Source organism: Arthrobacter sp. THG-b23 (assembly GCF_059091265.1).
On the sequence record NZ_JBNHGM010000001.1, the window covers coordinates 573,511 to 591,846 of the forward strand.

An 18,336-nucleotide genomic window follows, 5' to 3' on the forward strand; every position below is an offset into this window, starting at 1 on the left:
AGGAGTCAATGTGGTCTTTGCTCATGACACGGAGTACTCGCTGGTGGACGCGGCCCGGCTGATCAATACGGCCGAGGTCCACCCGGACACCCTCGCCAGCGTGGCGGATCTCGATGCTCTCGTGGACGACTTCGGTTTCACCGGCTCGCGGACGCATACGACGGCGGAGCTCGAGGCGGTCCGCGCCCTGCGCCCCGTACTCAAGGAGGTCTGGTCCGCGACGGAGGACCGCGCCGTCGTCGTTGTCAATACAATCCTGGCCGACGCCGGCGCCATCCCGCAGCTGGTCAAGCACGACCAGTGGGACTACCACTTGCATGCCACCCGCCCGGATGCGCCGCTGGAGGTGCGCATGGCCGTGGAGGCGGCGATGGCGCTGGTGGACGTGATCCGCGAGAAGCAGCTGGAACGGCTGCGGATCTGCGCCGCGGACGACTGCACCGCGGTGCTGGTGGACCTGTCGAAGAACCGGTCGAAGCGCTTCTGCGATACCGGCAATTGCGCCAACCGTACGCACGTGGCCGCCTACCGGGCGCGCAAGTCGGCTGCCGCCCGCTGACCGACGGGCCGCCGGGCCTGGGGTGGTTGAGCGCCCGCCGCGGCCCTAGCGTCTGCCGGCCGGCCTCACGCCCCGCCGTGGCCCTGGCGGCTGCCGGCCGAGTAGGGCGGGCCTGGATCCAGGTCGATGACCGTCCGCAGCGGCGGCAGCAGCGAATCTTCCCAGCCGGCGGTGAACCTCATGCCCTCCGGACCGTTCAGCTGGCTCTTGGACTCGATGACGGGCCCGTATTCGTAGAGGTAGGCGGCCACGTTGAAGGCCAGTTCCACCATCTGGTTCGGATCCTTGTCGCGGAAGTGCACCTGCACGTCCGGCAAGCCCAGCTGGTACATGCCCAGGCTGTCCACCACCATGGCGCCCTCGTCGTTGCTGACCAAGAAGAACCGCATATTCACCGGGCCCGCCAGCGGGTGTGCCGCCTCCAGCTCCCCCGGGTCCCGCCAGTGGGAGTTGTGCAGCCACCGGACCGCGGCCGGCCGGGTCTCGGCGGCCAGCAGGCGCAGCACCCGCTGGAAGGACTCGACCCGCGGCTTGGGTTCGAAGCCGCTGGCCACCACTTCCGTCACCAGGATGCGGTGGGTGCAGCCGGGCACCTGCTGCTCGGCGTCCGGCCAGGACCAGCTTTGGTCCGCGGGGGTCGCCTCCAGCGCCTCGGCGGCGGACAGCGGCCCGCGGGGGACGGCCACGCCGGTGCTCAGCCGGATAGTCTTCACGCCGGAGGCGCCGTTGATGTCGAAGGAGTGCCCGGCGTGCGGCAGCAGGGCAACGCCGTCGGAAAAGGAGGCGCCGGGGAATTCCGCCGTCAGGCGCGACTGGAGATTCTCGCTGAAGAGTCGGGGATCCGACCGGTACCACAGCTCCGCGGCCAACGTGGTCTTGGCCTCGGGCGCTGGTCCGCCGCCGGGCGCGGCGGTGTCGCCGGTCGCGGCGGTGTCGCCGGGCGCGGCGGTGTCGCCGGGATCTGCCGGGAAGGGCAGGTGAGGGGAAGGCTGGCCGGATGTCATGCTGCCAGCTTGTCAGGCCCGGCCGGGCCGGCGCCAGCGCATCAGCGGCGCGCGCCGCCGTCGTCGTCGTTGCCCGAAAGACGGTTGGTGGCCTGGTCAGGATTTGCGGCGGACTCCGCCGCCTGCTGTTCTTCCACCTGGGCCCGGCTCTGCGGCGTGCCCGGGGCCGGCACGGTGCCCGCGCCGCCCGGGATCTTCGAAGAGACGCGATGGATCCCGGAGCCCTGGCTGAGGTGCTCCGGGTTCTCCTTGGTGGACATGGTCAGCACCGCCACGATCAGCAGCGAGGCGATGAAGGCGATGCCGGCCGCCGTGACTCCGAGGTCCCAGCGCAGCAGGTTTCCGGACCCGCCGGTGGCGAAGACCATGGTCAGGGAGCCGGCGATCACGGCAAGTACCGCCGAGAAGATCAGCGGGCCCTTGACGGACATCCGTCCTTCGTCCGGACGGCCAGACGCGTTCTTGCCCACGATGATTTCCTCCTGCTGACGGATAAAGCCTGCATCCAGTCTACCGACTGTAGAAGTTGCCGCGCAGGCGCCGGTGGCGGGGACCACACGCGCGGGCGGTATTCAGCCGGCCGCGGGCTGCCGGGCGTCGTGGCGCAGGCTGAGGGCGGCGATCAACAGGACGACGGCGATGATGATCGCCGCCCCGCCCAGCACACCCAGCAGAGCGTGCGGGCCGAGGTGCGCGAAAAACGGCAGCGCGACGCCGAAGCCCACGGACACGGCGCCGGTGATCAGCCAGTCGCGGGCCAGCACGGAGCCGGCCTCACCGGTCGCGGCCGGGGTGCCCGCGGACCTCCCCGGGACGTCGCCGCGGGAGGGCCGGTTGCCCCACCAGAGCATCAGCTCGGCCCCGCCGGAGACCAGCAGCGCCGCGGTGGCCAGCACTGTGAACATCGGCACCGTCTGAAGGGCGCAGGCCAGGATGCCGGCGACGGCGAGCACGGCGGCCTGCAGGAGCAGCAACTGGCGGTGGGCAGCAGCGGCCGGCTTGCGCGCCAGCAGCCAGACCGCCCCGCCGCTGAGCAGCAGGAAAAGCCCGCCGGCCAGCGCCATCACGGTGCGGTCGGGTTCCTGCCAGAAGATGGTGGTGGCGCCGAAGGCGGCGGCCACGAGGGCGCGGATCAGGACCGGCTGCCAGAATACGGCCGCCTGGGTAGTACTCGGGATCGTCACGGTTCCAGCCTAATGTGCCCCGGTGACCATCCACGCATCGTTGCGGACCCGCCAGCCGAGCGTGACCGCGCGCGCCGCCGTGTAGCCGAGCCCGAAGGCCGCCCACAGCCAGACGAGACCCGCTGCGCCGGTCAGCCCGGCCATGGCCACCCACATCAGCAGGGGCACGTAGGCAACCAGATTCACGACGCCGGCGATCGCCAGGTAGCGCGCGTCGCCGGCGCCGATCAGCACGCCGTCCAGGACGAAGACAAGCCCGCAGATCGGCTGGCTCAGGGCGAGCAGCCAGATCGCGGCCGTGAATGCCTGGTGGACGGCCGGGTCGGAGGTGAAGACCCAGCCGAGCACGGGTGCCACCGCCGCCAGCAGCAGGCCGGTCACTACGCCGAATCCGACGCCCCAGACGATCATCCGGCGGGTCAGCGAGTGTGCCAGCGCCTTGTTCGAGGCACCGAGTTCCTTCCCGATCAAGGCCTGGGCGGCGATCGCGATGGCGTCCAGCGCGAAGGCCAGGAAACTGTACATGGTCATCACCAACTGATGGCCGGCCAGGCTCACCGGGCCCTGCGAGGTGGCCACGAAGACCGTGGCGAGCAGGGCGATGCGCATGCTCAGGGTCCGGAGCATCAGCCACGACCCCACGTGCGTGGTGGCCCTCAGGCCGACCCAGGTGGGTCGCAGCCGCACACTGTGTTTGACCGCCCCGCGGTAGACGATGACGAGGTAGACCGCCGCCATGGCCCACTGGACCAGGCTGGTGCCCATGGCGGACCCGGCCACCGAGAGCCCCATCCCGTAGACCAGCAGGAAGTTCAGGCCGATGTTGGCCAGGAAGCCGACGCCGGCGACCAGCAGCGGGGTCTTGGTGTCCTGCAGGCCGCGCAACACCCCGGTGGCCGCCAGCACGATCAGCATGCCCGGCAGGCCGGGCATCGACCAGCGCAGGTAGTCCACCGCGAACCCCTGCACCTGCCCGCTGGCCCCCATCGCCGCGGTCAGGTCCGGTGCGAAAGCCCAGCCGGCGGCGGCCAGCACCACGCCGACGGCGAGCGCCAGCCAGATGCCGTCCCGCCCGACGCCGTACGCATCCGAGACCCGGCCGGCCCCCAGCAGCCGCGCCACCGCCGGGGTGGTCGAGTAGGCGAGGAAGATCATCAGTCCGACGACGGTCTGCACCACGGTGGCTGCCAGGCCCATCCCGGCCAGTTCCGCCACGCCAAGGTGTCCCACGATGGCCGAATCGGCCGCCAGGAAGAGCGGCTCGGCGATCAAGGCGCCGAAGGCGGGGATGGCGAGTGCAAGGATTTGCCGGTTCAGGCTCCGTCCCTGCCGCTGCTCGGCAATCTTCTCCGGGTTCACGCCCTCCAGCTTAGATGCCTTCGGGTGGCCAACCTCACTCCGTGCCGCCGCGCCCCCGCAGGGCGGGCACCGCCGTCGCCCCCGCCACGACGGCGAGCGCGGCGGTAAACGCAACGACGCCGGTCCAGCCGAACCGGCCGAAGAAGAGGCCGCCGACCCAGCCGAACAGGCTGGACCCGGCGTAGTAGAAGAGGTTGTAGAGGCTGGACGCCTGGGCCGCGCCAACCGTCGCCAGCCGCGGCGTCCAGCCCGACGCGACCGAATGGGCGGCGAAGAATCCGGCCGTGAACACCAACAGTCCCAGCAGGATCAGCGGCAGCGAATCGGCCAGCGTGACCGCCAGCCCGGCGATGCTGACCAGGATCGCGCCCAGCAGCACGGGCAGCCGGCCGGTCCGCGCCGTCAGGCCGCCGGCGACCCGGGAACTCACGGTCCCGGCCAGGTAGGCCAGGAACAGCAGGGAGGCCAGCGAGGCGGGCAGGGAAAACGGCTGCGCCTCCAGCCGGAAGCCCAGGTAGTTGTAGACGGCGACGAAACCGCCCATCAGCAGGAAGCCCTGGGCATAGAGCGCCAGCAGCGGCGCCGAGCGCAGGTTGGCCATGATCCGCTGCCCCAGCCCGGGCCCCTGCCCGCGCGGCACCGGCCGGAAGCCGCGCGGGGCCGGTGCCAGCCGGATGAAAAGCACGGCGGCAAGCGCGGCGGCGGTGCTGACCGCCAGCACGCCGGCGCGCCAATCGGCCCACTCCCCCACCGGCCCGGCGATGAGGCGGCCGGCCAGGCCGCCCACGGTGGTGCCCGCCACGTAGGTGCCCGCCGCGACCGCCGCGTGCAGCCGCTGCACCTCCTCGTTCAGATAGACCAGTGCGACGGCGGGGATGCCGCCCAGCGCGGCGCCCTCCAGGAAGCGCAGCGCCAGCAGGGCGGGGAAATGCGGCGCCAGCGGCAGGGCCAGGCCCAGGATCACGGCGGCGCTGATCGCCCACGCCATGGTGCGCTTGCGGCCGGCGCGGTCCGCCACCGCGGACCAGGGGATGACGGCCAAGGCCAGGCCGATGGTGGCGGCGGAAAGACTGAGCGCGGCATCGGCTGCGCTGACCTGGAAGCTTCGGGCGATGCCGGGCAGCACCGCCTGCACCGAATACAGCTGCGCAAAGGTGGCGAAACCGCCGAAGAGCAGCGCCAGGAGCATGTTGCGGTATCCCCGGGTGCCTTTCGGGTGGCCTGCCCAGGGATGCTCCGCGCTACTCACGGATCCGATGCTAGGCCAGCCGCACGCACTGGTTGACCATGCCGCACAGGTGCGGCGCAGGCCGCGCCACTACACTCGGATCAGTAGCGAAGCTTCGCAACTGGTACGTTTCGATGAAAGAGGATCTCCGTGTCCCAGCTCCAGCCCGGCATGTCCGCCCCCGAGTTCACCCTCTCCAACGCCGACGGCAAGAAGGTCTCGCTGTCCGACTACGCCGGCGGGAATGTGGTGGTCTACTTCTACCCCAAGGCCGCCACCCCCGGCTGCACCACCGAGGCCTGCGACTTCCGCGACAACCTCAACTCCCTGCAGGCCGCGAACTACGACGTCATCGGGATCTCGCCGGACGGTCCCGAGGCCATCCAGGCGTTCAGCGACGCCGAGGGCCTGACGTTCCCGCTGCTCTCCGACCCCGATTTCGCCGTGGCCAAGGCATACGGCTCCTACGGCGATAAGACCTTCGGCGGGAAGGTCATCACCGGCACCCTGCGCAGCACCTTCGTGATCGGTCCGGACGGAACCATCAAGCACGCCGAGTACGACGTGGACGCCAAGGGCCACGTCGCCCGCCTGCGCGAGACCCTCGGGGTCTAACTCCGGGGACTTCCCCACATCCCAAGCACGACGGCGGTGCGCAGCCATCGCCGTCGCGCTCCGTTTCGGGTCCCTGCTCCACTCAACAACCGGAGCAGCCGCCCGAACCGGAGCGCCAGGCCGGCTTTAATCGGCCGGCCGCCGCCCGCCGCCGCCACCGCCGCTGCGCACTGTCAACCGTGCCGCGGCGGCACCGCCCAGCACCGCGCAGGAGAACCAGATCGCGCCGCCCGGGCCGAGCGGCGCGGCCACCAGGCCCGCGGCCAGCGGCAGCACAACCTGCCCCACCCGGTTGCCCAGCAGCCGCAGTGCCAGCGCCGAGCCCCGGGACTCCGGCCGGACGGCGTGGCTGATCAGCGTCATGGTCAGCGGCTGGCCCAGGCCCAGGAGGAAGCCGCCCACGAACAGCGCCGCCGCGGCCACCCAGAAGGGCTCCAGAACAAACGGTGTCACCGCGATCGCCGCGCCGGCGCCCAGCAGGCTGGCCACCAGCAACTGGATCCGGGTCCAGCGGTGCACCAGCCAGGGCAGCAGGATCCGGGAGATGATCGACGCGCCCGCCCGCACGGCCAGCAGGACACCGACCCAGAGCGGGGGCACCCCGAGCTCCTCGCCGACCAGCGGCAGGAAAGCCACCAGGATGTCGATCACCGAGAGCAGCGCCATGGACGCCAGCATGTTCCAGGCGACGCCGGGCCGCCGCAGGATCTGCAGCACCGGCTCCTTCACCACCGGCTCCCGAGCGGCGCCGCCGTCGTTCTTGCCGCGGCGGAGCCGCCGGGCCGCGGCGCCGGGATGCGCGCCGATCAGCATCACGGGCGCCCCGGCGGCGGCAATGCCCGCCGCCAGCAGCAGGGCCAGATCGATGGCGCCGAGCCAGCTTGGCCCTACTCCCGCCGTCCCGCTGCCCAGCAGCAGCCCGGCGAGCAGCGGGCCAAGCAACTGACCCAGCGAAAACGCCGCCGTGAACCAGCCGAAGCCGCTGTCCATCTGATTCAGCGGCGCATACCGCCCGATGGCGGACTGGCCGGCAATGGTGAACACCAGGTGACCCACCCCGAGCAGGGCCATGGATACCCCGATGACCACGAATCCCTGCGCCAGGGCCAGCCCCAGCGTGGCCACCGCCAGCAGGGCAGCACCCAACGCGACCATGCCCTTGAGCGAAGGAACACGGTCGCTCACCCGCCCCAGCCACAGCGCCGCCACCACCGGCAGCACGGCGTAAACGGCGGTCACCACGCCGATCACTGCCGCGTCGCCGCCCAACGCCAACAGCTTGTAGGACACGACGGGCCGCGACACGTTCAGGGACGTCTGCGTCAGCACGGCGGCCGCCATCAGGACCCAGAGCCAGAGGCGGGACCCGGGCTGGTGCGGCGGCTGCGTGCTCATGTCCTCGTTCCTGAAGTAAGGTCGGCCTCCCCATTCTGCCCCGCGCCCGGCCGTTCGCCGCAAAACCGTTGCGCAGCCGGTGCCTCGGTGGTCGAATGGGTGGCATGGCTACTGGGGAGACCGTCCTGGCGATCGGGACCAAGAAGGGGCTGTGGCTGGCGACCAGCCGCGACCGGACCAATTGGTCCCTGTCTGGCCCGCACTTTCTGATGAACGAGATCCCCAGCATCGGGATCGACCAGCGCGACGGCTCGACGCGCCTGCTGGTGGGCGCCCGCTCCGAGCATTGGGGGCCCACGGTCTTCCGCTCGGAGGACCTCGGCGAGACCTGGACGGAACCGGAGAACGGCTCCATCCGCTTCGGCGACAGCGACGGCGCGGCGCTGGAGCGGATCTGGCAGATCCAGCCCGATGCCGCGGACCGGCCGGGCGTGGTCTGGGCCGGCTGCGAACCGATTTCCGTCTGGAAGTCCACCGACGGCGGCGAGCACTTCGAGCTCAACCGCAGCCTGTGGGACCACCCGGACAAGGACCAGTGGGGTGCCGGTTATGGCGGGGCGGCCGTTCATTCGGTCCTGCCGAGCCCGCAGGATCCGGATACCGTCCACGTGGCCATGAGCACCGGGGGCGTGTACCGGACCACCGACGGCGGGGCAAGTTGGCAGGCACGCAACCACGGCATCAGCGCCTACTTCATGCCCGATCCGAATCCGGAGGTGGGCCAGTGCGTCCACAAGATCGCGCGGGATGCCGCCGCACCGTCCACCCTCTTTGCGCAGAACCACCACGGCGTCTACCGCTCGGATGATTCCGGCGACAACTGGCAGTCCATCGCCGACGGGCTGCCCACCGATTTCGGCTTCGTCATGCTCACCCATCCGCGGAAGTCCCGGACCGCATGGGTGGTCCCGATCAAGGCAGACGGCGAACGGATCCCGCCGGACGGGCATCTCGCCGTGCATCGGACCGACGACGGCGGCGCCACCTGGGCGCGTTTCGCCACCGGATTGCCGGACCTGGACTACAACGTGGTGCTGCGCGACGCCGCTGCCGTGGACACCGGGGATCCGGCCGGCGTCTACTTCGGCACCCGCGGCGGCTCGGTGTATGCCAGTGCCGACGAGGGCGAAGTGTTCGTGGAAGTGGCCTCGGGGCTGCCGGACGTCCTGTGTGTCCGCGCGGCCAACCTTTAAGGAGGGATCCCCGTGGTGGATGTGGCAGAGAAGGCGGTCACCGTCGTCGTGCCCAGCCTGCTGGCCAAGGTCACCGGCGAGCAGCGCGAGCTGACCGTACCGGCATCCGGCCCGCAATCCGTGGCGGACATCCTGGACGCCTTGGCCGGCGACTACCCGGTCTGCAACCGCCGGGTCCGCAACGAAACCGGTGCCATCCGCCGCTACGTCAATCTCTATCTCGACGGCGAAGACATCCGCACGCTGCAGGGGCCGGCCACGCTCGTGGCTCCGGGGCAGGAACTGCTCATCATCCAGTCGGTTGCCGGCGGATAGGAACCACGTTTAGCTACCGTAGTGATCAGACGACCGCATGTGACCGAACCAGACAACAGGAGGCCCGCGATGACCAGTACCGGCAACCACGAAGCAGACGTCCCCGAAGCGGATGAAGCCGACCGCGCCTGGCAGGAGCGTCCGGTCGATGAGGACGCCGCGGACACGGCCGTACCAACCGTGCTGCCGGTCGACTGGGAAGCGAACGAGGCCGACCTGCAGGAGCAGCTGGAACTGATCAAGCCCGACGATGACGACGAGTATCCGCGCGGGGAAGCCGAGTAAGAGCGGTCCGCCAGGGACGCCGGAGCGCGGCCAGGGCGTAGTTGCGGCACTGGAATAATAGCCGCATGCGACTTGCAGTTTTCACCGGATCAGCCAGCGGCACGGACGACGTCTACGCGCGGGAGGCGGAGCGGTTCGCCACCGAACTCGCCTCCCGCGGCATCGGGATTGTGTACGGCGGCGGGCAGGTGGGCCTGATGGGCGTGGTCGCGGACAGCGCGGTGGCGGCCGGCGGCGACGTGGTGGGCGTGATCCCGGAGTCGTTGGACAAGACCGAAGTAGGTCACGTCGGGCTGAGCAGCCTGCACGTGGTGGACTCCATGCACGAGCGCAAACAAATGATGGCCGACCTGGCCGACGCCTTCGTGGCGCTGCCGGGCGGCATTGGAACGCTGGAGGAGATTTTCGAAGCCTGGACGTGGCTTCAGCTCGGTATCCATGAGAAACCGGTGGCCTTCCTGAACATCAACGGCTTCTGGGACCAACTGCTGGCTACCATCGACGGCCTGGTCGCCAGCGGCTTCCTCAAACAGGACTATCGGGATGCCGTCATCGTGGCCGGCTCCGCCGCTGAGCTGCTGGACGCCATCGACGGCTGGAGGCCTCCGGTGCGCAAGTGGCGGGATCCCGGCGAGCGCAGCCGGATCTAACGGCGGCGGTGGAACGCAGACAGCGCCCCTCCCTTCCGGGAGAGACGCTGTCGGGGGTCACAAACGCCGGGAGGCCCCGCCGTCGTACCGGTGAGGACCTGGCCTACGGGAAGAACTTGTCCAGCTCCGCGGGCTTCCCCAGCGTGCCGTACTTCAGCGCCGCGTCGGCGAGCTTCTGCGCCGCCTCCATGTTGAAGTCCTTGCGGAAGGTCGGCAGGGCCATCTTCGCGCGGGCGTCTTCGTCGATTTTGGTGTAGGTGCCCACGATCTCGCGGACCTCGTCCGGGTTCTCCTGCGCGTACTCCAGCGAGCGGTTCATCGCGGCCTGGAACTTCTTTACCAGCTCCGGATCGCCGGAAACCGTGTCGCCGGTGGCGAAGTAGCCCGAGATATCCAGGTTCTTGTCGAAGTCGGCGAAGTTGTAGGAGACCACGCGGCCGCCGTCCTCGACTGCCTGGGACAGGAACGGATCCAGGATCCAGGCGGCGTCGACCTGCCCCTTGGCCAGGGCGGCCGGGGCGTCCGGGAAGCCAATCTCCACGAATTTCACGCTCTCGGGGTCGCCGCCGTCGGCCTCGATCACGCTGCGGATGGTGGTGTCGCCGATGTTGGAGAGGGTATTCACCGACACGGTCTTGCCGGCCAGGTCCTTGGGCGACTTTATGTCCGAATCGCCATTAACCACTACCCCGCCGAAATCGTGCGAGGTGTCTCCCGAGGTGGAGTTGCCGTTGGCCACCAACTGGATGTCCAGGCCCTTGTCGTTGGCCACCATGACCGACACGACGTTGCCGAAGGCGAAGTCGAACCCACCGCTGACCACGGCGGGGATGGCCGCCGCGCCGCCGGCGACATTCTGGATGTCCAGGTCCAGGCCCTCTTCTTCGAAGAACCCCTTCGAGTCGCCCAGCCACAGCGGGGCGGTGTCCACAATCGGAATCACGCCGACGGTCACCTTGGTCAGGCCCCCGGGCGCGGCGGATTCGTTCCCGCCGGCCTCGCTGCCGCCGCCGCTGGGTGATCCGGATCCACAAGCCGCCAGTCCAAGCGCGGAGACACCTGCCAGCAGCGTCAGTATTGTTCGCTTCATGTCACTTCCTCAGTTCGAAAAAATCAAGTGACAGCGCCCGCGGTCTCCCCCAACCGGAAAGCGCGGCCATTGCGCTGCCACCGGGGACCACTATGTCACGGCTCACACCGCATGCTCGCCGCGCGTCCGTAATGTGACGCGTCACGCATCTCGTTGCAAGACCCCCACGCGGGACAGGCAAATCACCGGGCAGCGAGTTGCTCCTTGACCTGCTTGCGGAGCACCTTGCCCAGGATCGACTTGGGCAGATCCTGGGCAGCAACTATCCGGCGCGGGACCTTGTACGCCGCGAGCCGGCCGCGGCAGTAGTCCCGCATCCCCTGTTCGTCCAGCCTGACGTCGTCTCCGGAGCGAAGCACGACGGCGGCCGCCACCTCCTCGCCTCCCTCCGGACGCGGAATGCCGACCGCCGCGGCCTCCATCACGTCGGGGTGGGAGCGGAGGGCGTCTTCGACTTCGGACGGCGAAACATTGAAGCCGCCGGTGATGATCAGTTCCTTGACCCTGTCGACGATGCGTACGTTGTGCTGCGCGTCCACGGTGACGATGTCGCCGGTGCGCACCCAGCCGCCGTCGAGCAGGACCTCCGCCGTTTCCTCCGGCTTGCCCCAGTACCCCTGGAAGACCTGCGGGCCGCGGATCAGGAGTTCACCCGGCTCGCCGGGGGCGACGTCGTTGGACGGGTCCTCCGGATCAACCACCCGCATCTCCGTGTTGGGGAACGGAACACCGATCGTGCCGTTCTTCCGCGTGGGCGCGAACGGGTTGCCCAGGGCCACCGGCGAGGTCTCCGTCATCCCGTAGCCCTCCACCAGCAGGCCGCCGGCGGTCTCCTCCCATAAGTCAACGGTGGCCTGCGGCAGGTTCATCGCACCCGAGATGGCGAACCGCACGGACCCCAGATTCACCCGGCGCTTTCTGGCTTCCCGGGCGGTCCGCTCGTAGATGGGCGGCACGGCGCAGAATATGGTGGGCGGAGTCTTCTTCGCCGCCGCCAGCACCAGGTCCACGTCGAACTTGGGGAACAGGACCACCCGCGAACCGATGAGCACCCCGAACGTCAGGTGCAGGGTCATGCCGAAGGCGTGGAACATCGGCAGGATGGCGTACATGACCTCCTTGCCCTCGGAGATTCCGTGCATCCAGGCGCGGCCCTGCTCCGCGTTGGCCCGCAGGTTCCGGTGCGTGAGCATGGCGCCCTTGGGCTGTCCCGTGGTGCCGGAGGTGTACTGGATGGCCGCCAGGTCGGTCACCGCCGGCCGGGGATGCGACTTCTTCAGCCGCCTGGCCTGCAGCAGCCTCTCCCACGTGACGGTACCCTTCACCGGTGCGGTCAGCGCTTTGCGCGCCTTCCTCGCGGCCGGGACCGGCAGCCGCAGGGCCACGCGCTTGGCCCGGGGCATCGCACGGGTCAGGTCCACCGACACGATCGCCTTGACCTCGATGTCCGGCGGGAACCCCTGCACTTTGGCCACCACGTTGTTCCAGACAATGGCTACCGTCGCCCCGTGGTCCTCGAACTGGTGGCGGAGTTCGCGCTCGGTGTACAGCGGATTATGTTCGACGACGACGGCGCCCAGGCGCAGCACGGCGTAGAAGGCCACCACGTGCTGGGGGCAGTTCGGCAGGATCAGGGCCACGCGGCTGCCCGGGCCTACGCCGAGCCGGCGCAGGCCTTCCGCTGCCCGGTCTATCTGGCGGCCGAGCTCCCGATAGCTCGTCGTGGCGCCGAAAAAGTCGAGGGCCGTCTGCTTCCGGAACCGGCGGACCGAGGTTTCCAGCATGTGGGACAGGGATTCGGTGGGAACTTCGATCTCGGCCGGCACGCCTGGCTGGTAATTCTGCAGCCACGGGCGGTTTTCAACGGTGGACACAGCAGTGGCCCGTCCTCTCACTCGGTTGATACCAGTCTAGGGCGCGTCTTTTGGGCCCAACCAACAAGGCCCCGCCCTCCTGTCGGAGAACGGGGCGTTGCTGGCACAGCGAATTACTGCGCGGGCAGCTGCAGAACCTGGTCCACGAAGATCAGGTTCGGATCGGCAACAGTGTCCGCATTGACCGCGAACAGATCCTGCCATCCGCCCTGAAGGCCCAGGGACTGGGCGATCTTGCCCAGGGTGTCGCCGGGCTGGACGGTGTAGGTTTCGCCGCTGACCGCCGGGGCCTGCACCGCGGGCGCGGCCTGTACCGGGGCCGGAGCCTGCGCAACCGGGGCCTGCTGGACCGGCGCCTGGGCGACCGGAGCCTGGGCGACCGGAGCCTGCTGGACGGGTGCCTGCTGGATCTGGGCCGACTGGCTGCTCACCTGCGACCCTCCGCCGCCGCCGGACAGTCCCAGCTTGGACGAGCAGGCAGGCCAGGCACCCCAGCCCTGGCTGTCCAGGACATTCTCTGCCACGGCAATTTGCTCGGCGCGGCTCGCGTCAGCGGCAGAACCGCTGCCGCCGTTCGCCGCCCACGTGCCCGGGGCGAACTGCAGGCCGCCGGAGTAGCCGTTGCCGGTGTTGATGTTCCAGTCACCGCCGGACTCGCACTGGGCCAAGGCGTCCCAGGTCACCCCGTCGGCCGCGTTCGCGGCCGGTCCGACCAGCGCAACGCTGGCTCCGGTCAGGGCGACGGCCGCGAGGCCGCCACGCAGGGCACGGCTAAGGTTCAGGTTTTTATTTGGATTCACAATGCTCCGGTGAGGCCGCCCTGTGCTCAGTCCGTCCCCGAACGTCTCCGCACCGCCGTCAGCCACTCGCATAATCGAGGTCATGTGGACGTCTGCCATTCTGACGGCGAAAGGCGTGGGCAGCGTCCGGGCATTCCATGGGTAAATCACGCCGGAACTTCCGGCATCCCCTGGCGCGGTCATCTGACCCACGCACGAACTGCACGTTACCGGAAAGTAACCAACGTTGCAAAACCGTGATCTCTGCACGGCGTGTCGGTGCGCGCGGCGGCTCAAATCAAGGCTAGGTGCGATCCTGCCCCTTCGGGCTCTTCCCAGTGCCCGGCCCAGCACGTAGCGTGGGGATTCTTATTCGATCGGAAGGACTTCCCATGGCAGACAATCCCAGTCCCATTGATATCCAGAAGGCGCTGGGCGGCGTCGACTACCCCGCTTCCGCCGCCGATTTGGTGAAGAACGCAGAAGAGTCCGGGGCCGGCGACGACGTCCTCTCGGCGCTCAAGAACCTTCCCGACCGGCAGTATGAAACGCCCGCGGAAGTCAGCAAGGCGGTTTCCGACAACAATTAGCGCGTCCTCTGCTCCACCGGCACCAGCCGGACGTCCACCAGGCTGCCGCCCTCGGCGGTAGCCGTCATGTACGTGCAGACCGGCTGGCGGCGGCGGTCGGTCGGCGACCCCGGGTTCAGCAGCCGCAGGCCGCCGGGCGACGTGGTGTCCCACGGGATGTGGCTGTGCCCGAACACCAGGACGTCAACATCGGGGAAGCGGGCCTCGCACCGTTGTTCCCGGCCCTGCGCCGCTCCCGTTTCGTGGATCATGGCGAACCGGACGCCGTCGATGGTTGCCTCGGCAATCTCCGGCAGCCGCGAGCGCAGGTCGTCGCCGTCGTTGTTGCCGTAGACCGCGACCAGCCGCCGGCTCCGCTCGTCCAGCTCGTCGAGCAGGTCGGCGGTGACCCAATCGCCGGCGTGGAAGACGACGTCGGCCGCCTCCACCGCGTCCCACACCTGGTCCGGGAGGCGCCGGGCGCGTTTGGGCACATGCGTGTCCGCCAGCAGCAGCAAGGTGGTGGCCATACCGGCATCCTCGCATATCCGGTCAGAGATAAAAGGCCATCCGCAGCCCGAGCACCAGCATGACGACGGCGATCAGACCGTCGAGCAGGCGCCAGGAGCCCGGCCGGGCGAAGAAGGGCCGCAGCAGCCGGGCGCCGAAGCCGAGGGCGCTGAACCAGATGAGGCTGCCCGCCACGGCGCCGGCGCCGAAATACCAGCGCAGTTCCGGCCCCTGGGTGTTGGCGATGGAACCAAGCAGCAGGACCGTGTCCAGATAGACGTGCGGGTTCAGCCAGGTCAGGGCGAGCGCCGTGGCAGCCGTCGCGGCCAGTCCCCCGCCGGAGCGATTGGCTGAGGCGGTCAGGAAGCCGGGCCTGATCGCCCGTTTGGCGGCGAACACCGCGTAGGCCAGCAGGAACGCCGCCCCGCCCAGGCGGATGACGTCGACAACTGCCGGAGCGGCCTGGATTACCGCACCGATGCCGGCGATCCCGGCGGTGATCAGCAGGGCGTCGGAAACCGCGCAGATGAGTACGACGACGCCGATGTGCTCGCCGCGGATGCCTTGGCGCAGCACAAAGGCGTTCTGCGCCCCGATGGCGACGATCAGGGCCAGCCCGGTTCCCAGGCCCAGCAAAACTGTGGGTGCAATAGCGGTAGTCACAACAGTCGACGCTACTGACAACCCGCGCATCAGTACAGCTAAAGAATCTTGGGTTACGTAAGCTGGACTTATGCAGCCGTTCCAGTTCGACCATCTGGCGACCTTCGCCGTCGTCGTCCAGGAAGGAAGCTTCGATGCGGCCTCCCGTGCGCTCCACGTGACGCCTTCGGCCGTGTCCCAACGGATCAAGGCCATGGAGCAGGCGGCGGGGCAGGTCCTGTTGCAGCGCACCGCCCCGGTGCGGCCGACTGCTGCCGGAGATGTGGTGCTGCGGCTGGCGCGGCAGGTGAGGGTCCTGCAGGACGATGCGCAGCGCGAACTCGGCGGCAACGGTGACGGCGTGGCCCTGCCGCTGGTGGTCAACTCGGATTCGCTGGCCACGTGGTTCCTGGGCGCGCTGGCCCGCATGCCGCGCGAGCGGGGCGTGTTCTTCGAAGTCCACCGCGAAGACGAGCAGCATTCAACCTCGTTGCTGCGGGCCGGACTGGTGACGGCGGCGGTGACGGCCACGCCGGAACCGGTCCAGGGCTGCTCGGTGGAGGCGCTCGGCTCGCTGCGCTACCGGGCCGTGGCCAGCCCGGCCTACCTGGAGCACTGGCGGCCCGCCGGGGCAGGGGACGCTGATGTGGCGTGGCTGGCGGCCGCGCCCGTGCTGGATTTCGACCGCAAGGACGACCTGCAGGAGCGCTTCTACCGGGAACTGACCGGCGCTGCCCTGGCGGCGCCGCGCCACTATCTGCCGGCCTCGGCGGAGTTTGCGGCAGCCGTCCGGCTGGGCTTCGGGTGGGCGCTGCTGCCGGAGCAACAGTGCCTGGCGGACGTTCGCAACGGGACGCTGCACGAGCTGGCCCCCGACCTGCCGGTTGACGTGCCGTTGTACTGGCAGCGCTGGAAGATCAGCTCGCCGGTGCTCGACGAACTGACTGCCTGCGTGCGGCAGACCGCCGAAGAACAGCTGCGCCAGCCCTAGCCTCTTCACCGAAAATCAGGCTGCGTGCCACGACTCCGCCCGTCGGCCGGGGCCGTTTCCCTCCGCCCGGAGCCCCGGTGCCTGGCCCGACCCCTAGAGTGGAAGGGGAGATCCAGACGAAGGGGCACGATGCAAGACCGCATTCGCAACGCCCGCCTGCTCGAGCGCGTGATGTCCGCGGAGCAGGCGGCTGAACTGATCAAACCCGGCATGACGGTGGCCATGAGCGGCTTCACCGGGGCCGGTTATCCGAAGGCCGTGCCGCAGGCGCTGGCGGCGCGGATGGAAACCGCCCATGCGGCCGGGGAGCAGTTCAAGATCCGCGTGCTGACCGGCGCCTCAACGGCCCCCGAGCTCGACGGCGCCCTCGCCAAGGTCGACGGGATGCAGCTGCGGCTGCCGTACCAGTCGGACCCGGCGCTGCGCGAGCGGATCAATGCCGGCGAGCTCGACTACATCGACATGCACCTCAGCCACGTCGCCCAGCACACCTGGTTCGGCTTTTTCGGCGACGTCGACCTGGCCGTGGTCGAGGCCGTGGGCATCCTCGAGGACGGACGACTCATCCCGTCCACCTCGGTGGGCAACAACATGACCTGGCTCCGGGAGGCCAGCCGGGTCATCGTGGAGATCAACAACGCCCAGCCGCTCGGCCTCGAAGGCATGCACGACGTCTACCACGGCACCGCCCTGCCGCCGGAACGCAGGCCCATCCCGCTCGTGAATCCGGACGACCGGATTGGTGAACCCTACCTGGAGGTGGATCCGGACAAGATCGTGGCCATCGTGCACACCGACGCGCCGGATCGGAACTCCCCTTTCAACCCGCCCGATGAAAACTCGCAGCAAATCGCGGGCCACCTGCTGGAGTTCCTGGACCACGAGGTCCGGCGCGGGCGCCTGACCGAGCAGCTGCTCCCGTTGCAGTCCGGGGTCGGCAATATCCCCAACGCCGTGCTGGAAGGCCTGGCGGCCGGCGGCTACCGCGGCCTGACCGCCTACACCGAGGTCATCCAGGACGGCATGCTGCAGCTGCTCAAGGAGGGCGTGCTGCGGATGGCCTCCGCCACGTCCTTCTCGCTCAGCCGCACCGGTCTGGAGGAGTTCAACGCGAACGTGGACTACTACCGCGAGCGCATCATCCTGCGCACCCAGGAAATCTCCAACCACCCCGAGCTGGTGCGCCGGCTGGGCTGCATCTCGCTCAACGGGATGATCGAAGCGGACATTTACGGCAACATCAACTCCACCCACGTGGCCGGCACCAAGGTGATGAACGGCATCGGCGGCTCCGGCGACTTCGCCCGGAACAGCTACCTGTCCGTCTTCATGTCCCCCAGCATGGCCAAGGGCGGGAAGGTTTCCAGCATCGTGCCGATGGCCAGCCACGTCGACCACACCGAGCACGACACGATGATCGTGATCACCGAGCAGGGGCTGGCCGACCTGCGCGGCCTCGCGCCGAAGCAGCGGGCGCGCAAGATCATCGAGACCTGCGCCCACCCCGACTACCGGCCGATGCTGCAGGACTACTTCGACCGTGCCTGCCGGGACAGCTTCGGCAAGCACACCCCGCACCTGCTCGGGGAGGCCTTGTCCTGGCACCAGCGCTTCGTGGAGACCGGCAGCATGCGCCCCGCGCAGCAGTAACGGCCGCCTCGCCCACCCCCGGGCGGAGGTCTGTCCGGCTCTCTCTCTCTGGCCCTCCGGCCCTCCGGCCCTCCGGCTCTCCAGCTCTCCGGCTCTCCAGCTCTCCGGGTCTCCGGGTCTCCGGGTCTCCGCCCGGGAGTATGACGCCGTCGTACCGGCGGTCTTTCGCCGCCCGGGTGCGACTGCCGGTAGGCTGCTGGCTTGTACACGGGAGTCCGGTGAGCCGGGCTGAGAGGAAGCTTCTCAAGTTTCGACCGTTGAACCTGATCTGGATCATGCCAGCGCAGGGAGCAACCCTCACACCCGTCCCCTGTTAACTCAACAGAAGGGCGCGAACATGCAGACATCCGACGCTGCCGTCCCACTCACCGGCTCCGACTGGCTGATGGCAGCAGCGAGCCCGGCCGTGCCCGGCGGGGTCCTGCCCGCCGGCCGTCTTCTTGC

At 69.2% G+C, this 18,336-nt stretch carries 20 protein-coding genes and 1 riboswitch; of the genes, 9 read left to right on the forward strand and 11 right to left on the reverse strand.

Annotated features, from left to right (window positions below; translation table 11 throughout):
* Positions 1-10 precede the first annotated feature (10 nt).
* Complete coding sequence (locus tag AC5RVD_RS02805) at positions 11-559, forward strand: CGNR zinc finger domain-containing protein (RefSeq protein ID WP_494121445.1); 549 nt, start codon at positions 11-13, stop codon at positions 557-559.
* 65 nt (positions 560-624) lie between these two features.
* Here AC5RVD_RS02805 and AC5RVD_RS02810 read toward each other — a convergent pair whose 3' ends face one another.
* The 5 genes from AC5RVD_RS02810 to AC5RVD_RS02830 all read right to left on the reverse strand — a co-directional run bounded on the left by AC5RVD_RS02810 (position 625) and on the right by AC5RVD_RS02830 (position 5,295).
* The gene (locus AC5RVD_RS02810) at positions 625-1,563 is read right to left on the reverse strand and encodes a DUF4261 domain-containing protein (protein WP_494125877.1); all 939 of its coding nucleotides are present in this window, start codon (positions 1,561-1,563) and stop codon (positions 625-627) included.
* A gap of 41 nt (positions 1,564-1,604) precedes the next feature.
* A complete protein-coding gene (locus tag AC5RVD_RS02815) occupies positions 1,605-2,033 on the reverse strand; it encodes a hypothetical protein (RefSeq protein ID WP_494112296.1) in 429 nt (142 codons plus the stop codon).
* A 102-nt stretch (positions 2,034-2,135) separates the two neighbouring features.
* The gene (locus tag AC5RVD_RS02820) at positions 2,136-2,747 is read right to left on the reverse strand and encodes a hypothetical protein (protein ID WP_494125878.1); all 612 of its coding nucleotides are present in this window, start codon (positions 2,745-2,747) and stop codon (positions 2,136-2,138) included.
* A 9-nt stretch (positions 2,748-2,756) separates the two neighbouring features.
* Complete coding sequence (locus AC5RVD_RS02825) at positions 2,757-4,106, reverse strand: MATE family efflux transporter (protein ID WP_494125879.1); 1,350 nt, start codon at positions 4,104-4,106, stop codon at positions 2,757-2,759.
* 34 nt (positions 4,107-4,140) lie between these two features.
* Entirely contained in the window at positions 4,141-5,295 is a 1,155-nt protein-coding gene (locus AC5RVD_RS02830; protein WP_494126060.1) for an MFS transporter, read from the reverse strand.
* Between the two features lie 189 nt (positions 5,296-5,484).
* On the opposite strand from AC5RVD_RS02830, the gene bcp reads away from it, so the two are divergent.
* The gene (gene bcp / locus AC5RVD_RS02835) at positions 5,485-5,949 is read left to right on the forward strand and encodes a thioredoxin-dependent thiol peroxidase (RefSeq protein WP_494125880.1); all 465 of its coding nucleotides are present in this window, start codon (positions 5,485-5,487) and stop codon (positions 5,947-5,949) included.
* A 126-nt stretch (positions 5,950-6,075) separates the two neighbouring features.
* On the opposite strand, the gene AC5RVD_RS02840 is transcribed toward bcp, so the two are convergent.
* Positions 6,076-7,344: an MFS transporter gene (locus tag AC5RVD_RS02840; protein ID WP_494125881.1), complete on the reverse strand. Its 1,269-nt coding sequence runs from the start codon at positions 7,342-7,344 to the stop codon at positions 6,076-6,078.
* Positions 7,345-7,439: 95 nt separating this feature from the next.
* On the opposite strand from AC5RVD_RS02840, the gene AC5RVD_RS02845 reads away from it, so the two are divergent.
* The 4 genes from AC5RVD_RS02845 to AC5RVD_RS02860 all read left to right on the forward strand — a co-directional run bounded on the left by AC5RVD_RS02845 (position 7,440) and on the right by AC5RVD_RS02860 (position 9,787).
* Positions 7,440-8,537, forward strand: a complete 1,098-nt coding sequence (locus AC5RVD_RS02845; RefSeq protein ID WP_494125882.1) for a WD40/YVTN/BNR-like repeat-containing protein — start codon at positions 7,440-7,442, stop codon at positions 8,535-8,537.
* A gap of 12 nt (positions 8,538-8,549) precedes the next feature.
* Positions 8,550-8,852 (forward strand): MoaD/ThiS family protein, encoded by a 303-nt coding sequence (locus AC5RVD_RS02850; protein ID WP_494125883.1) that lies wholly within the window; start codon positions 8,550-8,552, stop codon positions 8,850-8,852.
* A gap of 69 nt (positions 8,853-8,921) precedes the next feature.
* Positions 8,922-9,137 carry an Rv3202a family protein gene (locus AC5RVD_RS02855; protein WP_494121452.1) on the forward strand — a complete coding sequence of 72 codons (216 nt, stop codon included), beginning with the start codon at positions 8,922-8,924 and terminating at the stop codon, positions 9,135-9,137.
* A 65-nt stretch (positions 9,138-9,202) separates the two neighbouring features.
* On the forward strand, positions 9,203-9,787 hold the full coding sequence (locus AC5RVD_RS02860) for an LOG family protein (protein ID WP_494112285.1): 585 nt from the start codon (positions 9,203-9,205) through the stop codon (positions 9,785-9,787).
* 103 nt (positions 9,788-9,890) lie between these two features.
* Here the strand turns inward: AC5RVD_RS02860 and AC5RVD_RS02865 are convergent, their stop codons facing one another.
* From AC5RVD_RS02865 to AC5RVD_RS02875, 3 genes are all read right to left on the reverse strand, one after another.
* Positions 9,891-10,877, reverse strand: coding sequence for an ABC transporter substrate-binding protein (locus tag AC5RVD_RS02865; RefSeq protein ID WP_494125884.1), 987 nt, complete (start codon positions 10,875-10,877; stop codon positions 9,891-9,893).
* Positions 10,878-11,059: 182 nt separating this feature from the next.
* The gene (locus tag AC5RVD_RS02870; RefSeq protein ID WP_494125885.1) at positions 11,060-12,751 is read right to left on the reverse strand and encodes a long-chain-fatty-acid--CoA ligase; all 1,692 of its coding nucleotides are present in this window, start codon (positions 12,749-12,751) and stop codon (positions 11,060-11,062) included.
* A 113-nt stretch (positions 12,752-12,864) separates the two neighbouring features.
* Entirely contained in the window at positions 12,865-13,551 is a 687-nt protein-coding gene (locus AC5RVD_RS02875) for a transglycosylase family protein (RefSeq protein ID WP_494125886.1), read from the reverse strand.
* Between the two features lie 371 nt (positions 13,552-13,922).
* Here AC5RVD_RS02875 and AC5RVD_RS02880 point away from each other — a divergent pair, with 371 nt between their 5' ends.
* The gene (locus AC5RVD_RS02880; RefSeq protein ID WP_494112281.1) at positions 13,923-14,120 is read left to right on the forward strand and encodes a DUF2795 domain-containing protein; all 198 of its coding nucleotides are present in this window, start codon (positions 13,923-13,925) and stop codon (positions 14,118-14,120) included.
* Here AC5RVD_RS02880 and AC5RVD_RS02885 read toward each other — a convergent pair.
* Both AC5RVD_RS02885 and AC5RVD_RS02890 read right to left on the reverse strand, forming a co-directional pair.
* Positions 14,117-14,629 (reverse strand): metallophosphoesterase family protein, encoded by a 513-nt coding sequence (locus AC5RVD_RS02885; RefSeq protein WP_494112280.1) that lies wholly within the window; start codon positions 14,627-14,629, stop codon positions 14,117-14,119. The genes AC5RVD_RS02880 and AC5RVD_RS02885 overlap by 4 nt on opposite strands.
* A gap of 22 nt (positions 14,630-14,651) precedes the next feature.
* Positions 14,652-15,272 (reverse strand): LysE/ArgO family amino acid transporter, encoded by a 621-nt coding sequence (locus AC5RVD_RS02890; protein WP_494125887.1) that lies wholly within the window; start codon positions 15,270-15,272, stop codon positions 14,652-14,654.
* Positions 15,273-15,342: 70 nt separating this feature from the next.
* On the opposite strand from AC5RVD_RS02890, the gene AC5RVD_RS02895 reads away from it, so the two are divergent.
* Together AC5RVD_RS02895 and scpC are read left to right on the forward strand one after the other, a co-directional pair.
* Positions 15,343-16,242 (forward strand): LysR family transcriptional regulator ArgP, encoded by a 900-nt coding sequence (locus tag AC5RVD_RS02895; RefSeq protein WP_494125888.1) that lies wholly within the window; start codon positions 15,343-15,345, stop codon positions 16,240-16,242.
* A gap of 129 nt (positions 16,243-16,371) precedes the next feature.
* Positions 16,372-17,892 carry a succinyl-CoA:acetate CoA-transferase ScpC gene (scpC, locus tag AC5RVD_RS02900; RefSeq protein ID WP_494125889.1) on the forward strand — a complete coding sequence of 507 codons (1,521 nt, stop codon included), beginning with the start codon at positions 16,372-16,374 and terminating at the stop codon, positions 17,890-17,892.
* A gap of 197 nt (positions 17,893-18,089) precedes the next feature.
* A riboswitch (TPP riboswitch) is annotated at positions 18,090-18,199 on the forward strand.
* Positions 18,200-18,336 lie beyond the last annotated feature (137 nt).

Excerpts from the sequence above, each read along its gene's own strand:
- AC5RVD_RS02810 (WP_494125877.1), bottom strand. The coding sequence starts at position 1,563 with ATGACATCCGGCCAGCCTTCCCCTCACCTGCCCTTCCCGGCAGATCCC.
- AC5RVD_RS02830 (WP_494126060.1), bottom strand. The coding sequence starts at position 5,295 with ATGCTCCTGGCGCTGCTCTTCGGCGGTTTCGCCACCTTTGCGCAGCTG.
- AC5RVD_RS02840 (WP_494125881.1), bottom strand. The coding sequence starts at position 7,344 with ATGAGCACGCAGCCGCCGCACCAGCCCGGGTCCCGCCTCTGGCTCTGG.
- AC5RVD_RS02845 (WP_494125882.1), top strand. The coding sequence starts at position 7,440 with ATGGGTGGCATGGCTACTGGGGAGACCGTCCTGGCGATCGGGACCAAG.
- AC5RVD_RS02855 (WP_494121452.1), top strand. The coding sequence starts at position 8,922 with ATGACCAGTACCGGCAACCACGAAGCAGACGTCCCCGAAGCGGATGAA.
- AC5RVD_RS02860 (WP_494112285.1), top strand. The coding sequence starts at position 9,203 with ATGCGACTTGCAGTTTTCACCGGATCAGCCAGCGGCACGGACGACGTC.
- AC5RVD_RS02865 (WP_494125884.1), bottom strand. The coding sequence starts at position 10,877 with ATGAAGCGAACAATACTGACGCTGCTGGCAGGTGTCTCCGCGCTTGGA.
- AC5RVD_RS02880 (WP_494112281.1), top strand. The coding sequence starts at position 13,923 with ATGGCAGACAATCCCAGTCCCATTGATATCCAGAAGGCGCTGGGCGGC.
- AC5RVD_RS02885 (WP_494112280.1), bottom strand. The coding sequence starts at position 14,629 with ATGGCCACCACCTTGCTGCTGCTGGCGGACACGCATGTGCCCAAACGC.
- AC5RVD_RS02895 (WP_494125888.1), top strand. The coding sequence starts at position 15,343 with ATGCAGCCGTTCCAGTTCGACCATCTGGCGACCTTCGCCGTCGTCGTC.
- scpC (WP_494125889.1), top strand. The coding sequence starts at position 16,372 with ATGCAAGACCGCATTCGCAACGCCCGCCTGCTCGAGCGCGTGATGTCC.